Here is a 15,206-nt window from a genome sequence, read left to right on the forward strand (position 1 = left end):
CTGTTCTCTTAAAGTCGCAAGTCTGAATCATCTTTGGGCAGCACGTGTTTAACGTCGTAAAGAACATGCTCAGGCTTGCCTAATGCACGTATTTTCTGTGCGCCCCACTCTTTAAACTCCTTGTGATCCACCGCAAGGACGATTGCATCATACACACCCTCAACTAACTCGGGAATCAGCCGCAAGTTATACTCATGCTTAACCTCTTCAGGATCGGCCCAGTCGTCATAGACATCGACATTCATGTTGAAGCTCTCTAGCTCTTTGACCATGTCGATGATTTTGGTGTTGCGTACATCCGGGCAATCACCCTTGAAAGTAAAGCCAAGTACCAAAACCCTTGCTTCATCGATGTGTATCTTTCTACGGCTGACGGCTTTCACTAACTGAGTAGCCGTATACTGCCCCATTCCATCGTTAATGCGACGGCCGGCCAGGATTACCTCAGGCTGGTAACCAACCTCTTTCGCTTTGTAGGTAAGGTAGTAGGGGTCCACGCTGATACAATGCCCCCCAACAAGACCGGGCTTAAATGGCAAGAAGTTCCATTTAGTCCCTGCGGCGTCTAGTACTTCTTGGGTATCGATATCGAGGATATTAAAGATCTTCGCGAACTCGTTGATTATGGCGATATTCAGGTCACGCTGGGTGTTCTCTATCACCTTAGCGGCCTCGGCAACCTTGATTGAGCTAGCCAAATGAGTCCCGGCGGTAATAATGCTGCGGTACAGCTGATCGACATATTCAGCAATTTCAGGTGTAGAGCCTGAGGTTATCTTCTTGATCTTGGTGAGAGTATTAACTTTGTCACCCGGGTTTATGCGTTCAGGACTGTATCCCGCGAAAAAGTCGACATTAAACTTCAGCCCCGATCCCTTCTCGATAATGGGAATACAGACCTCTTCTGTTGCACCGGGGTAGACTGTTGACTCGTAGATAACTACATCACCTGATTTGATAACGCTGGCTAGCATGGCCGAAGACTTACGTAGCGGCGTTAGATCAGGAGCGTTGTTCTCATCAATTGGGGTCGGCACGGTGACGATATAGGTATCGCAACCCTCAAGATCATGTAGCTCACTGCTAAACTTCAATCCTGACGCTTTTGCTAGCTCCTCGTCCGATACCTCTAGCGTAGAGTCGTGACCTTTCTCTAGCTCTGCGATGCGCTGCTGGTTGATATCAAAACCAATCACCTCGCGCGCTTTGCCAAATTCGGCCGCTAATGGAAGCCCTACATAGCCAAGGCCGATAACAGCAATCTTTGCTTCACTAATATTCATTATTCATCCAATACTTTCATTACTTTGCAATTATACAACATCAATCCGAAAAACTCAGCGAGTTAAGCTGCTGATATCTAGACAACAATTAGTAACAATAAGGGCCTCGTATCGCGCACTCATTAGGGGCTTAGCGACAAAACTTTTCAACCAATCGGTTAAAACTATCTAACACTAGGTCGCCAATAATCTCTTTGACCATGTCGCACATGGAGAACGTAAACCTTGGAATTTATAACAGTAAAAAGAACTCTCCAACGGCTTGCTTTTCCATACAGTAATTGTCGGATTTCTTCTTCGAACTCGGAGTTTTCAGGCGCCAAAGGATGCGATTCAGGAAATATCTCCAGGCTTAGAATTTTTTCCTCAAGGCCACTTTTCCATTTCGCGGCATAAACAGGATTTTCAAGCTGATACCACCTGAAAGCCTCAAGAATGTTTTCCCCAGCAAATGGCGTAATAACGACAGCGTAATGCTTCATTTTAACGTCGCAAAAAAGTCACTCGCCTCAAGTCCGTCACCATCTAGGGCTTCAGATAGGCCTTTACGAATTCCTGCCACACTTTGCGCGTATTCAAGTTGATCCTGTGCTTCTTGCCAAGCATCTGCATCCATAACCACAAGGGCAGGCTTTCCATTCACGGTTAAGATGGAAGGTCGACCGCTATCTTTTAAATGACTTACAAAGTTAGCCGTATCTCGCTTAAATTCAGTTAGCGGTCGAATATCTTTAGTTATATCCATAATAGACACCATATAATCACTTAATATGCGTCATTATAGATGCGAAAGCGATGTTTTGTCGAATGTGCATCTCATGGTTTTGCCCAGGGAAAAACCACTCTAAAGCAACACCTCGTACCCAATTTTGATTTTTAGTTCTCAACACTCACTCTTCGATTCTTGATTGAATGTCCGCTATTTCAGCCTTTAAACGCTCGTACTCTTCCACCTTCCGTTTTAAGAATCGCGCAGTAATAACCCCTTTATCTGAAATGCCTTTGGGAGTCAGAAGGTACAAGTAACCGGATTTGTTATTTGAACGCTTGAAGTTTTCCGCTTTAACCAGGCCACGCACTATGAGTGCAGACAATACGTAGTTGGTTTTACCCACACTCACCCCCAGCTGCGAAGCCAGTTCGCGCTGTGAAATATCTGGGCGCTCTTCTATTAACTGAAGAACCCGGTAATCGTATTCAAGGGTATCGCTGTTTTGGGTCATTTAGGCACGCTACCGCCCCTGCTTGCCACAGTGCGGTTACATTTAAAACGTTCGTTCAATCTATGAACATAGACTAACAATGTTGCAATACCTTTACAAAGCATTGTTAGTTATATCGATCTAGTATGCAGACTTTAATAAGGCACTCAGGAACCGAATTACCTATAAGATGTTACAAACAATTAGCGGAATCTCGCTCTAACTTTTTCAATTTTTGCCATAGCACAGCTCTAGGGAGATCGATACTCATTGCCTCCATACATTGATCGAGTCGTTTCGGTGTTTCAGTTAGGTAGGTAAGTGACTTTTTCAAATCTTGCATAATTGAGGATCCATAGGCTGTTTCAGCTTTGGAGATGGCCTGACCAAGCTCTTTCTTTGATAGTCCCAACATCGATAAATCAATAATATCCCTAGAATAAACCGCGCGATCCGCCCAACGATCTGAATTAGCAAGTAATTTTGTAGTCGCCATATCAAGCCTACTCAATATGGATACTCCACATATCCTCGAGACTACACCAGGCTTTTGAATCTCTACTCTACCCTCATTCACTATTTCAAATTTTATCAATGCACTTTCGTTAATACTCACCACCATACGTATTCCATACTGATCCATACGCATTCGATCTATAGCTAACCCTTCTTGGTGCTCTTTAAACAGACCCAATCCCACTTGGTGTCCTTTCGCTACCTCTCGCAATGCGCGATAACCTTCCTTGCTAGAGACCACAAAATCTATATCAATAGATTCTCGGTATTCCCCATAAGCAAGGGCGATTGCCGTTCCTCCACCAAAAAAGCACTCACTCATATCAAAGAGATCTGTATTAATCGCCTCAAGCACCTTAGCAATAAGTTGATGGTGGGGTCTTTTAAAATTGTAATCGCAAGTCTTCATGAAAACGCTCTATTTAAATTTGCCATCAATAACTTTTCTGATTCTGCCATTTCATTTTCATCAAAGTGACGGGAGTTCCTTTCGTAAATGGCATGTGCTTCGAAAGGTTTTAGGTAGTCTCTACCCGTTATATGCCAAGAGAGCTTTTTAAGTTCTGGATAGTCTTTAAGTCGAATGATGACAGGGATAAAGTCATCTGGATTGAGCTGGCGAGACCCCTCTTTTACTTTCTCGGCTAACGTTAGCTCAAGATTTAACGCATCGACTACAGCGAGATAGCTATTCAAGCTTGATGCTCCCTCACCTTTCTCAATTCGATGCAATGTAACTCTTGAAATACCCGAAGCACCTGACAATGCTTCAGCGGTTACGTTCAAGCGTTTTCGTTCTTGCTTTATTGCTATCCCAATATTTTCAGCGTCCACTTAAAACACCATTTTTGTTTCATATTTTTTACAATATAGTGTTTTTGATAAATTTTTGATACATTTTTATCTATGAACTTTTTAAAACAGTATCCACACTTTGCGTCTACACTTAAAACATCACGATACAGGGAGGTAAGTGATGGACGTAAAACAATTTTTAGATGATTTGATGGCACAACTCGATGGTGCCTTTGCTGAAAACACCCTCAAAGCGTATCGCAGTGACTTTAAGCACTTTGCTAACTGGGCAATATCCAATGGTTTAGATCCTCTACCCCCTAAAGCTTCAGATCTAGCAGCCTACATCGCCGATATGTCCGAACGTCAGAAGAGTGCAACGATTCGACGCCGTATAGACACGTTGGGATCCATCTGCTTTTTCTCTGGCTTTGGTAGTCCTACCAAAACACCAGAAGTTAAAATTGCTCTGAAAAAGATGCATCGAAAAATCGGTAGGCAGCAGAAACAGGCGCACCCGCTGACACTCGATCTTTTAGAGCAACTTTTAAAAAAATGTGACTCCTCTCTAGCCGGTCGGCGCAATGAACTTCTGCTTAGAATCGGTTATGAGACCATGCGCCGCTCCTCAGAGATCTGTTCATTCTGTTTCGAGGACTTAAAAACACTTCCAAACGGTCACTTTGCGTTAAACCTTAAACGCTCTAAAACCGATCAGTTGGGCGATGGCAAACTCATCCCTATAAGCGATCTACTAGCAACCAAGATAAATAAATGGAAGCGTCGAATCGGTGCTACAGAGGGGCGTATTCTGCGATCCATCCGCAAAGACAACAAAACCTTGGGTGACAAACTCAACCCGGCATCCATTAATATTATTCTGGTCGATCTGCAATATAGGGCTAGGCGTAGAGATCTGCCACACTTAAGCGGCCACTCGTTTCGAGTAGGCGCTGCTCTGGATATGTTGAATGCAGGCGTGCCGTTAGAGAAGATTATGCTGCGTGGCGGATGGCGAAAAGAGACAACGACATTAAGGTATCTGCAGAGTTGGGTCGATAACGTAAACCCAGCCGAACTTCAAATTGAGGAGTGTACGCCGGTTTGGGAAGTGACCCGCTCGAAAAATTAAGAAGCCTGATTTAGCCTCAGCATCAGCACCAATGGATCGGCTGGTGACTCTTTAAAACCATAATACTCGTAAAAGCGTTTAGCAGATTCGCTCAACGCATGCACAAGCAAAGCACGGACACCTGTATTCTCAGCAACATTAATAGCTCTATTAAATGCATCTTGAAGAAGCGAACCGCCAAGTTTGATACCTTGAGCGCGACGATCAACGGCAAGCCTTCCTAGCACCAACACTGGCACTGGATCTGGCATATTTCTTCTTATGTTACCAGTTGCTAGTTGATGTGATACGGCGCCAGCGGCCATCGCATAATAACCCCATACACGCTGATCACTGTCAGTAGCAACAAATGTACGGCTGGCCCCACTTGCCTGATTAACCAACGCTTTTCGTTTTAACCAGTCATCAAGGATACGCTCAACACAGCAAAAATCTGCATAGGTGTGATGGGATGCCAACGGCTGGGGAGCAAGCAGATCAAGCTTCACTTGTGTTCCACACGGGATCTAAAGCCAACAAACGCTTCAGGCCCGCATTGGGTTTAGGAGGTGTATCCAGAAGATCTGTAAACTGTTTAAATTTTTCCGCATCCAAGGAGAAATGAACCTGGTCCAGAAGAACGGACTGTGCACGCTCACAAGCAGCTTCAAGCATAAAGTCAGACCGGTTTTTACCCAACATATTGGCAGCATGATCAATCAAGTCGCGCTGCTCAGGCAGTGCACGAAGATTTATAGCGGCAGCACGCATAACAAGACCTCTTTGTATGTACAAACGATACACAAAGAATAAATACCTTGTATATCGATTGTCAACACGAATGATTTGGCAGAATTATCCAAATTAACTACTTTTTGAAAATCCAAACCTCCAAAAAGCGAAATTAGAAATGATGAATTTTATTTAAGTACTGACAGCTCTACGGACATCTTCTGCCAACGCCCCAATAACTCGAGCAAGACAAACGCTCTTTGTTCACCGTCGTATTCTAAAAACACTGCTTGCAGGTCTTTGAATGGCCCATCATTGATAGAAACCTTATCGTCTTTGGTGAACTGCTTTTCAGAATCGATGTGCCTTAACTGAGCTCGAATGGCATTGACGGCAGCTGTTGGCACGATAGCCGGTTCATTTCCAAAGCTAATCAGCTTAGCCACTCCGCGTGTTGATCGAATAGGGCGCCAATTACTCTCTTCTTTGGAGAGGTAAATGAATAGATAACCTGGAAAAAGCGGTGTCTCTATTTCAGTTCGCTTTCCTTGTTTGATTTGCTCAGTTTTAAGCAGCGGCAGGTAGGTTTCAAAACCTTGCTGTTCAAGCTCAAATTGGGCTTTAAACAATTGACCAGGCTTTGATTGAATGACGAACCAGCTGTACATGACTTTGTCTCAAGAACTATTCTTAAAGCATTATAAACAAAAAAGAACGCGCCTTGAGAAATTCCATCTTCTCGCGGCGCGTAAGATTTTTGGCATTTGCCTGAGATCCCTCTCATCACTTCAATCCTTTGAAGTGTTTGTAAAGCTCACAACACTCCATTGCAGTTCACTTTACTGGGATCACTCCCATGTGAGCCACTCCGTTGGCTCCTTTAGCTACATAGGTAACTAAATCAAAAATAGGGTGCGCTTTGAAAAATTCCCTCTTCTCGCCACGCAACAGATATTAGTCGAAACTTGAGATCCCTCTCCAAACCTCACTCCGTTGAGGTTTGAGTGTAATGCATCATTGCCATCCTTTGCCGATCACATCACTGGACATTAAACGACAGACTCAATCGAAGGGACTCATTCCTGTAAAACTGTAGTGCCTGCTAGGGAACACTACAGAGTCAGAGTCTATCGTTCAGGGATCCCTCCCTGCTGTGCCCATCCTGCGGCACCCTTAACCGCCCTCATAACACGGTTAAATATATGGTTGATGCGCATTGAAAAACTCCCTCTTTTCGCGGCGCATCAGATTTTGGCAATTGCCGAAGATCCCTCTCCAAACCCAAATCCCTTTGGGTATTTGCATGCATCGGATCATCCTTGATCGATCAACATGTCGATTTCAATCAGCTCTCAGGAGCGAAGGGGGAGCTCACTAACTAATCCACTATGCTGGATGGATTGGTTAGGTGGAAAACCGATTCGAGATCTCTCTCGTTATCCCCATTCCGTCGGGGATGTATATAGGTATAGAACAAGATTTAAATTTTTGCGTAATAAAAAATGAAAAAAAGTTTAAAAAAGTTCGATTTTTTAACAAAAACCCAGAGCAACATCTCTCTCAAACCCCTATGGATAGTGACTTTCAGGTAGATTTTAAAAAACTAAAAAAATTTGTCGTTTTTTTCTAAAAAATGATGGTAGTCGCAAAGCTAAGACTAATTAGTGGAATAAAAAGAAAAAATTATTACGCACATTTTCAATTCCTCTGCTAAACCTTAATGAGGTGTCCACGGAGGGATAGTTATTGTGAATCCATTTGAATCAGCCATATACAGCATTACGACATTAGCCAAGCTTAGACATAAAGCTTGTGATACAGAGCAGTTGCGCCATCAATGGCAAACATCCAAATCCACACTGACAGAAACGGATTTCATAAGAGCGCTAAACTCACTTAACCTAAAAGCAGGGATAAGAAACTGTAAAATCAGTGACTTACACAATGAATTTATGCCCGTTGCAGCACCTATGTCCGATGGGCAATACCTCACCCTTCTTCGCGTTAATCAAAATGGACAGGATTGGTTCTGCTTAGTCATCAAGCCCGGCGAGACCACACCCAGAAAACTCAATTTGGCAGAGTTTGATCAGCTCTGGGATAACAGAATTATTTTCATTAAAGAGCGAGAAACCCTAGGTTCTGATCGCCGATTTGATCTGAAATGGTTTATCCCTTCCCTGATTAAACACAAAGGGATTTTTACCGAAGTCATCATAATTTCTGTATTCCTTCAGCTATTTGCCCTAGCCACGCCCTTTTTCTTTCAAATCGTTATGGACAAAGTGCTGGTGCATAGAGGCTTCACTACGCTGGATATTCTGGCCATCGGATTTGCTGCACTGCTGATGTTTGAATTGGTGATGGGCATCGTTCGCAACTACCTGATGGTTCATACCACCAGCAGAATTGACGTGGAGCTTGGCGCTAAGCTTTTTAACCATGTCATGCGCTTACCTGCAGCCTATTTCGATTCACGCCAAGTAGGGCATACCGTGGCGAGAATCAAAGAGCTAGACACACTAAGGGAGTTCATCACTGGGGGTGCATTGACCCTGATGATTGATCTTAGCTTTCTTCTGCTCTTCATCGCTGTGCTTTGGATGTTTAGCCCTACGCTCACGTGGATCGTTCTTGGGTCACTTCCGTGCTACTTGCTGTTATCTATACTCATCACACCCACTTTGCGCCATCGCTTAAATGAGAGTTTCAAACGCAGTGCCGAAAACCAAGCGTTTCTGGTTGAATCGATCACGGGCATCGATACCGTTAAATCAATGGCGCTTGAGCCAAAGATGCAGCAACGCTGGGAAAAGCAGATTGCCCAAGCGACCAGCATCGGCTTCAAAGCTAAAAACCTCGGTAATATCGCGACTCAAATTGCTCAGTTTATTAGCAAGTTCACCACGGTGTTAATTATCTGGTTTGGTGCCCTTCTGGTCATGGACAATCAGTTAACCATCGGTGAATTGATCGCATTTAATATGATCGCGGGTCGAGTCAGTGCACCCATTTTGAAACTGGTTCAACTCTGGCAAGACGTCCAACAAGCGGGTATATCCTTGAAACGTCTCGGCGATATACTCAATACGCCCTCTGAGTCTGACGCTCAGACAAGCCAAGCGTCTCTCCCTAGCTTGCAAGGCTCCATTGCCTTTCAACACGTCAGTTTTCGCTACAGTCTGAATAGCCCCACGGTTCTGAATAGGATCAACCTTGAGATCAACGCCGGAGAATCGATCGGTATTGTCGGCGCTTCAGGCTCTGGCAAAAGCACACTGACCAAGCTGATTCAACGGACTTACCTACCCAACTTAGGAAAGGTGCTCATTGATGGTGTTGATTTAGCACAGGTCAACACTGATTGGCTTAGATCCAATATCAGCGTCGTTCCACAAGAGAGCTTTTTATTCAATAAAAGTGTGCGCGACAACATTGCGATACGCACACCCGGTGAATCGCTAGAAACCATTGTCAAAGCCGCCAAACTGGCCGGTGCGCACGAGTTTATCACTGAGCTTCCAGCTGCTTATGACACCTTGGCGGGTGAGCGTGGCAGCAACCTCTCAGGGGGGCAGCGCCAGCGAATCGCGATAGCGAGAGCCCTGATCAGCAATCCAAAAATTCTGATTTTTGACGAAGCAACGAGCGCGCTCGATTACATTTCAGAAGAGAAAATCCGTCAGCAGATGCACTTGATCTGCAAAGGGCGCACCGTCATCACCGTCGCTCACCGCCTCAACACAGTAAGACACTGCGATCGAATTCTTGTACTTGATCAAGGCGAGTTAGCTGAGTCTGGCACCCATCAAGAGCTGATGACATTAAACGGCCGCTACGCCGAAATGATTCGTCTTCAATCGGCCGATCAACCATCAGAATTTAAGGAGGCCATCGCATGAGGCTGACATCAAAAGAGCTGCACGATTTTTTACCTGGTGCGCTACTGATTCAAGAGCGACCACCCAAGAAATGGCCGAGGGTAACTGCCTACTTAATCGCCCTGCTGATGATGTCAGGCCTCACCTGGGCGTCTATTGGTGAGGTAGACATTGTGGCAAGGGCATCTGGAAAAGTCATACCAACCGGACAAACAAAACGAGTTCAATCGTCTATCACAGGGAAAATCGATTCGATCAACATCACCAATGGTGATGCGGTTCATGCCGGTGAAACCCTAATTGAACTGGATGCCACAGAACCTTTTAATCAACTCCAGCAGAAACTGGAGCAACAGAAGTTTAAGCAACATGAGATAGAGCGAACCCGGCTCTTTGCTGAGTATTTAGAGAAAGGCAACGTCAAGCTGCTGTCATCCTCTAACCCTCAACAGGCGCTCTTTTCAGAACAGATAGAGAGCTATAACAAGAAACTTGAACAGTTAAACGCGCAACTGCGCAGCTCAGAATTGAGTCATTCACAGGCTAAAACGCAACTTGATTCAATGTCACAGCTCTACTCAATTGTAGAGGCAGAGACAGAAGCGATTGAGTCATTGGTTAACAACGGTGCTGCATCAAAGAGTGCTCTTCTTACCCAACGCCAACGGCTTATTGAAGTGGAGGGTAGCCTAAGGGCTTTACAACTGGACGTAGCTTCAACCTTGAGCCAGGCCGTTTCAATTCAAAAGCAGATCCAAGCATTTAAAGCAGAGAGCAAAGCGCAGACGTTGAACGAGCTGCTTCGACTGCAAGAGGCAGCCAGAGTTCTTAACGGCGATATCACCCAATTAGAGTGGTTTATTGAGCAGCATAACATTCGCGCACCGATTGACGGGATAGTCAGTGATCTCAACGCATTTACAGTTGGCGCTATCGCTACCAGCGCTGAGACCCTAATGAATCTTGTGCCACTGAATCAATCATTAAGAGTCGAAGCCTGGTTGCAAAACAGCGATGTAGGTTTTGTACAAACAGGCCAACGCGCCGAAATTAAAGTGGATGCATTCTCGTTCACAAAATACGGCGTAATCGATGCTGAGATCGTTCACCTTGGCGCCGATGCACAACAAAATGAACAAGGCGTTTTACTCTTTCCTGCAGAACTTAAACTCTTCTCAGAAACCTTAGAAATCGACGGCAATTCCCACCCCCTGCAACCCGGGATGAGCGTCAGCGCGGAATTAAAAACAGGCAAAAGGAGGATCATCGAATATCTACTTTCACCGTTACTAAGAATGAAAACAGACTCAATAGAGGAGCGATAGATGAAAAAATTGTTATCCATTCTGAAATGGACCACCTCAATCATTATGGGTTTTCTGATCTTATTAGTATTCATAAGACCCGATAACTTCAACCTCTACGCTGCCGCAACAGCATCTGCTGTCGGATTGTGTAGCTACATCAAATATAAAAAAATCAAAGTAGGACGATGGGTGGATTTCGCCAATCCATTTTTCATTGGCCTGTTGATACCTGTATTGATGGTGCGTGTTTTGAAGGTGATGGTATGAATACAGAAAACATAACGGTTAAAGATGTTGTGATATGGAAGCTAACGTTTGTCATAACCCTTATATCTATGTTTTTTGTACCTCCAGAGCACAATACAAAGGTGTTTTTTATGACCCTTTTTGTGATGCTGATATCTATCTACTTAACTAAGTGGAAGGTAATTGGAATCAATACTTTAGGGAAAATTCTTTTCTTCTTACTACAAATCTTAGTGGCTACCTGGGTATTTCTAGTAGTACACAATTTATAAAAAACTAAACAAAGTAAAAAAGGACTTTTACTATGAGCAATCTTCGCGAGGAACTACTGGATGTTTTTGAGCTAGCTAAATCAATTAAAAGTTTTGATGATGCTATAGGTATTTTTGAGAGCAAGGACAGTACACCGCTACAAGCTGCTGCGGCTGGTATAGCCCTTATCGGCGCAACGATAGATACAATTCCAGACAACAACAAATCCACCCTTCTTAAGGTTATACAACACCATTTCGCCAGCTTAACTTTTGCATCTTCCATAGCGGATACATTAGATAAACACAAAGAAGGAACAGCAAATTTATCAGACTATATATCTACACTTGGCTCAATACTGTATGCAATCCCTACTCCACAGACGCGTCTTTTGGGTTCTATTTTAACCAGTTACCCATTAGCTACTGATTTAGGAGAGCACTTAGCTGAACAAGGGGCTCTTGATCCTATCTTTGACATGATTTTGCATCAGCCTGATGTTGAACTCACTTGGAATGATTGGGAGTTTGCAGCGAATGATCAATATGTTGAAGCACCCAGTTTCGCCAATGCAGAATCGATTACCTCACCGCTCGTTTTAGATCTGGACGGCGACGGCGTCGAAACTATTGGTATTGATCAAGGTGTCTATTTCGACCACGCTGGCGATGGTTTTGCTGAAAAAACTGGATGGGTATCACCTGATGATGGCGTGTTGGCCATCGACCTGAATAATAATGGCAAAATCGATGACGGAACGGAGCTGTTTGGTAATAACACCGAGCTATCTATCGGAGAAACGGCCGCCAATGGGTTTGAGGCTCTAAAAGAGTACGACTCTAATTCCGATGGGGTGATCGATGAGTTTGATCGAGATTTCCAAGCGCTTAAAGTCTGGCAAGACCTCAATTTAGATGGACAAACTCAAGAGTTTGAACTGAAAACTCTAGAAGAGCTCGGAATCACATCGATCAACCTGGACTACTCTGAAGATTCACAGCAACAACAAGGCAACCACTTCATTCAAACGAGCTCGTTTGCAAATACAAATAGCCCTTCCAATGAGCTGGTCGATGTCTGGTTTCAAACTGATGAAACGCAATCCATCTATCAGGATTCCACTCAAACAGCTGATGACCTAATCAACTACCCTGATATTAAGGGCTGGGGTTATGTGGCCAACCTACAACAGGTAATGGCACACAATACAGAGCTCAAATCGATGGTTGACCAGTTCATTCAAGAGTCCGACCCTGCTGCACGATCTGCGTTGGTTAATGAGATCATCTACCAGTGGACGGGGGTAGCCGACGTCGACCCCTACAGTCGCGACCCAAGCCGCATTTATGGGCACGTCATGGATGCTCGACAGCTTGAGGCGTTAGAAGAGTTAACGGCTAAAGACTATGTTGGCACCTGGTGCTGGGGTGAACATGACCCAAACCCACATGGCCGCGCGGCACCGGTTCTGATCGCACAATTCAAAGCATTTAGCGACTATGTCGAAGGGCAGCTCAACGCCCAAACCCACTATGCTGAGGCTTTTGATTTGATTGGGGTTAAATTTGATTCAAGCACTGGTCAATTTGCTCCAGATACGGAGAATTTCGAAGCCCATCTGCAAAGCCTTATCGATCAAAACGATCTGTCACAAGCCAACTTACTCTTCAAAACAGTGCAGCAGCTATCGAGCCTGTCACCGGCTTATGACGTTGTAATAGATGATCTGAAAGAGCACCCCACTCTTGCCCCATGGCTTATTGATTCACAGATTACAGGTACAGATGCTTCTGAGACCCTGACGGGCTCAAATGCTGATGATCTCATTACGGGTGGTTTAGGCGATGACCGACTTTTTGGCGGCGTGGGTAATGATATTTACCACTACAGCATTGGAGACGGCTCTGATCAAATCTATGACAGCCAAGGGGACGATGTGCTTCTGTTTGGCGAGGGTATTTCGGCCGATAACCTTCTATTTGAGCGAGGCATCAGTCACATCGACATTCATCTGCTGAATGAAGATGGCGCAAAAAGTGGCGCTGCTATTCGGTTAGAAAACGTATTTGACTTTGATGGCAGCCTTCAGGAGGGCACCATTGAAACCCTACGTTTTTATGATGGCAAAGCTCTTAATCTATCAGAAGTGATCACTCACTTTTCGACGAAAGGCGGCAACAGCGACGATTATTTATTCGGTTCCGATCTGGCGGATACACTTCAAGGCAATCAAGGTAATGACACAGTTTACGGTGGTTCCGGGGATGATCTTTACCTATTTACTCAAGGGGATGGGCAAGACACCTACATTGAACATTCCGGCAGAGACACAATTCGCATCGTTGGAATAGAGCAATCTGATCAGCTAACTCTTCGACGCATTGGAACTTCTGGAGAGGATCTACTGATCCAATTCTCAGACCAAAACGGTCAATTGACGGGAGATCAGATCACCATCAAACAGGTCTATGACAAAGGTATTATCACACCCAATCTGATTGAAACAATTGAACTAGTGAATGCGGAGGGGGTTTCAACACAACTATCTATTTTTGAGCTTAACAGCCTCTACCAATCACTCGACTCCAATAGGCTCTATGGACTTGAGGGGGATGATAGGTTGCAGGGAGCCGATGCCAATGAATACCTAGAGGGCGCCGGTGGTGACGACCATTTAATAGGTAACCGTGGAGATGATCACTTATCTGGAGGTGAAGGAGGTGACCTGTTAGTAGGTGGTGAAGGGGCTGACGTTTTGCAAGGAGGTAAAGGCAAAGACACCTACCTCTTTAGCCGAGGTCACGGTCAAGATGTGATCAACAACCGCGACCGTGACTCCATCGATAGGGTGTTGTTTGATTCCACTATTAGCAAAAAGCAAGTTGATATCAGCCGGATCAACGATGATCTCTTAATCGAAACAGGGCAGCTGGGGGATCTAATTACCGTCAAATCCTTCTTTAATGGCGATCTTATCTCACTCGACACCATCAAATTGATTGAGTTCAGTAACGGTGAACAGATGAATCTATCGGACATTGCCCAGCAGACGCTTGCGACCAGCAACGGCGATGATCATATCCAAGGCTTAGCCTCTGCTGATGTCATCAGTGGTCATGGTGGCGACGATACTATCTCCGGCGGTGGCGGCGATGATCTTATCCACGGAGATCAGAACAACGATCTCATCTATGGCGATTCCGGCGATGACGAACTATTTGGTGATCAGGGAGAAGATCGTCTGCATGGCGGTAGCGGTTCGGACCACCTGTTTGGCGGCAACGAGTCGGATCAACTTTATGGTGGATCCGGAAACGATAAGCTATCAGGCGACAACGGCACGGATCATCTCTTTGGGGGCAGTGGCCAAGACAGGCTTATGGGCGGCAATGGCGATGACCAGTTAACCGGCGGTAAAGGGGATGACCTGCTGGAAGGCGGAAAAGGCGATGATACTTACATTATTCGAGCGGATGATGGATCTGACCAAATAGTGGATAGCAGTGGGAGTGATACGCTTGTATTGGAAGGCATCAATTGGGAGCGTCTTCAGTTGGAGATGCTTAATGATTCGCTACTGATAAAAGACCGTAATTCCAGCACCGAGGTGACTATACAATCGGGAAATAAAGGAGCCATTGAGAGAATAGAAACAGAGGATGGCTGGGCTAACATGGCTGATATCAACACCATCATTCATGCGATTGCTCAGTTTGACGCGCTCGATGAAGAGGAGGTGACGTTAGAAGATAGAAACTCTCTCAACAACACCTTAGCAACCGCTTGGCATAGTGAGTGATATTGATCGTAGACAAGAGGGTCAGACCGAAAGGTCTGCTCCCTCAAGTTACCTCTGAGGTGAATTCTATTTAGATAAAGTG

At 44.9% G+C, this 15,206-nt stretch carries 14 protein-coding genes; 5 read left to right on the top strand and 9 right to left on the bottom strand.

Going from position 1 to position 15,206, the window contains the following annotated elements; translation table 11 throughout:
- Nucleotides 1-8: 8 nt before the first annotated feature.
- The 6 genes from tviB to XMD530_RS02025 form a co-directional block, all read right to left on the bottom strand.
- Nucleotides 9-1,283 carry a Vi polysaccharide biosynthesis UDP-N-acetylglucosamine C-6 dehydrogenase TviB gene (gene tviB, locus XMD530_RS02000; RefSeq protein WP_217364140.1) on the bottom strand — a complete coding sequence of 425 codons (1,275 nt, stop codon included), beginning with the start codon at nt 1,281-1,283 and terminating at the stop codon, nt 9-11.
- Nucleotides 1,284-1,447: 164 nt separating this feature from the next.
- Nucleotides 1,448-1,765, bottom strand: a complete 318-nt coding sequence (locus XMD530_RS02005) for a type II toxin-antitoxin system RelE/ParE family toxin (RefSeq protein ID WP_173480276.1) — start codon at nt 1,763-1,765, stop codon at nt 1,448-1,450.
- A complete protein-coding gene (locus tag XMD530_RS02010) occupies nt 1,762-2,028 on the bottom strand; it encodes a type II toxin-antitoxin system Phd/YefM family antitoxin (RefSeq protein ID WP_173506654.1) in 267 nt (88 codons plus the stop codon). The genes XMD530_RS02005 and XMD530_RS02010 overlap by 4 nt, the downstream gene beginning before the upstream one ends.
- A 145-nt stretch (nt 2,029-2,173) precedes the next feature.
- Complete coding sequence (locus tag XMD530_RS02015; protein ID WP_173495002.1) at nt 2,174-2,506, bottom strand: MarR family EPS-associated transcriptional regulator; 333 nt, start codon at nt 2,504-2,506, stop codon at nt 2,174-2,176.
- A 172-nt stretch (nt 2,507-2,678) separates the two neighbouring features.
- Nucleotides 2,679-3,410: a nucleotidyl transferase AbiEii/AbiGii toxin family protein gene (locus XMD530_RS02020; protein ID WP_173480273.1), complete on the bottom strand. Its 732-nt coding sequence runs from the start codon at nt 3,408-3,410 to the stop codon at nt 2,679-2,681.
- Nucleotides 3,407-3,835 (bottom strand): helix-turn-helix domain-containing protein, encoded by a 429-nt coding sequence (locus XMD530_RS02025; RefSeq protein WP_173480272.1) that lies wholly within the window; start codon nt 3,833-3,835, stop codon nt 3,407-3,409. The genes XMD530_RS02020 and XMD530_RS02025 overlap by 4 nt, the downstream gene beginning before the upstream one ends.
- 142 nt (nt 3,836-3,977) lie before the next feature.
- Between XMD530_RS02025 and XMD530_RS02030 the strand changes: the two genes are divergently transcribed.
- The gene (locus XMD530_RS02030) at nt 3,978-4,928 is read left to right on the top strand and encodes a tyrosine-type recombinase/integrase (protein WP_173480271.1); all 951 of its coding nucleotides are present in this window, start codon (nt 3,978-3,980) and stop codon (nt 4,926-4,928) included.
- Here the strand turns inward: XMD530_RS02030 and XMD530_RS02035 are convergent.
- The 3 genes from XMD530_RS02035 to rfaH all read right to left on the bottom strand — a co-directional run bounded on the left by XMD530_RS02035 (nt 4,925) and on the right by rfaH (nt 6,307).
- On the bottom strand, nt 4,925-5,416 hold the full coding sequence (locus XMD530_RS02035; RefSeq protein ID WP_173480270.1) for a GNAT family N-acetyltransferase: 492 nt from the start codon (nt 5,414-5,416) through the stop codon (nt 4,925-4,927). The genes XMD530_RS02030 and XMD530_RS02035 overlap by 4 nt on opposite strands.
- A complete protein-coding gene (locus XMD530_RS02040; RefSeq protein WP_173480269.1) occupies nt 5,406-5,678 on the bottom strand; it encodes a DUF1778 domain-containing protein in 273 nt (90 codons plus the stop codon). The genes XMD530_RS02035 and XMD530_RS02040 overlap by 11 nt, the downstream gene beginning before the upstream one ends.
- A 149-nt stretch (nt 5,679-5,827) precedes the next feature.
- Nucleotides 5,828-6,307, bottom strand: coding sequence for a transcription/translation regulatory transformer protein RfaH (gene rfaH, locus XMD530_RS02045; RefSeq protein ID WP_173506655.1), 480 nt, complete (start codon nt 6,305-6,307; stop codon nt 5,828-5,830).
- Nucleotides 6,308-7,387: 1,080 nt separating this feature from the next.
- On the opposite strand from rfaH, the gene XMD530_RS02050 reads away from it, so the two are divergent.
- From XMD530_RS02050 to XMD530_RS02065, 4 genes are all read left to right on the top strand, one after another.
- Nucleotides 7,388-9,541, top strand: a complete 2,154-nt coding sequence (locus XMD530_RS02050) for a type I secretion system permease/ATPase (RefSeq protein WP_371731655.1) — start codon at nt 7,388-7,390, stop codon at nt 9,539-9,541.
- Entirely contained in the window at nt 9,538-10,845 is a 1,308-nt protein-coding gene (locus tag XMD530_RS02055) for an HlyD family type I secretion periplasmic adaptor subunit (RefSeq protein ID WP_173498478.1), read from the top strand. The genes XMD530_RS02050 and XMD530_RS02055 overlap by 4 nt, the downstream gene beginning before the upstream one ends.
- Entirely contained in the window at nt 10,846-11,094 is a 249-nt protein-coding gene (locus XMD530_RS02060) for a hypothetical protein (protein WP_173483800.1), read from the top strand.
- A gap of 283 nt (nt 11,095-11,377) precedes the next feature.
- Complete coding sequence (locus tag XMD530_RS02065; RefSeq protein WP_173506656.1) at nt 11,378-15,124, top strand: calcium-binding protein; 3,747 nt, start codon at nt 11,378-11,380, stop codon at nt 15,122-15,124.
- Nucleotides 15,125-15,206: the final 82 nt, after the last annotated feature.

The organism is Marinobacterium sp. xm-d-530 (genome assembly GCF_013283365.1).
Taxonomy (GTDB): domain Bacteria; phylum Pseudomonadota; class Gammaproteobacteria; order Pseudomonadales; family Balneatricaceae; genus Marinobacterium_E.

Bases quoted from the DNA above. Each gene is read 5' to 3' on its own strand.
- tviB (WP_217364140.1), bottom strand. From the start codon at position 1,283: ATGAATATTAGTGAAGCAAAGATTGCTGTTATCGGCCTTGGCTATGTA.
- XMD530_RS02005 (WP_173480276.1), bottom strand. From the start codon at position 1,765: ATGAAGCATTACGCTGTCGTTATTACGCCATTTGCTGGGGAAAACATT.
- XMD530_RS02010 (WP_173506654.1), bottom strand. From the start codon at position 2,028: ATGGATATAACTAAAGATATTCGACCGCTAACTGAATTTAAGCGAGAT.
- XMD530_RS02015 (WP_173495002.1), bottom strand. From the start codon at position 2,506: ATGACCCAAAACAGCGATACCCTTGAATACGATTACCGGGTTCTTCAG.
- XMD530_RS02020 (WP_173480273.1), bottom strand. From the start codon at position 3,410: ATGAAGACTTGCGATTACAATTTTAAAAGACCCCACCATCAACTTATT.
- XMD530_RS02030 (WP_173480271.1), top strand. From the start codon at position 3,978: ATGGACGTAAAACAATTTTTAGATGATTTGATGGCACAACTCGATGGT.
- XMD530_RS02040 (WP_173480269.1), bottom strand. From the start codon at position 5,678: ATGCGTGCTGCCGCTATAAATCTTCGTGCACTGCCTGAGCAGCGCGAC.
- rfaH (WP_173506655.1), bottom strand. From the start codon at position 6,307: ATGTACAGCTGGTTCGTCATTCAATCAAAGCCTGGTCAATTGTTTAAA.
- XMD530_RS02055 (WP_173498478.1), top strand. From the start codon at position 9,538: ATGAGGCTGACATCAAAAGAGCTGCACGATTTTTTACCTGGTGCGCTA.
- XMD530_RS02060 (WP_173483800.1), top strand. From the start codon at position 10,846: ATGAAAAAATTGTTATCCATTCTGAAATGGACCACCTCAATCATTATG.
- XMD530_RS02065 (WP_173506656.1), top strand. From the start codon at position 11,378: ATGAGCAATCTTCGCGAGGAACTACTGGATGTTTTTGAGCTAGCTAAA.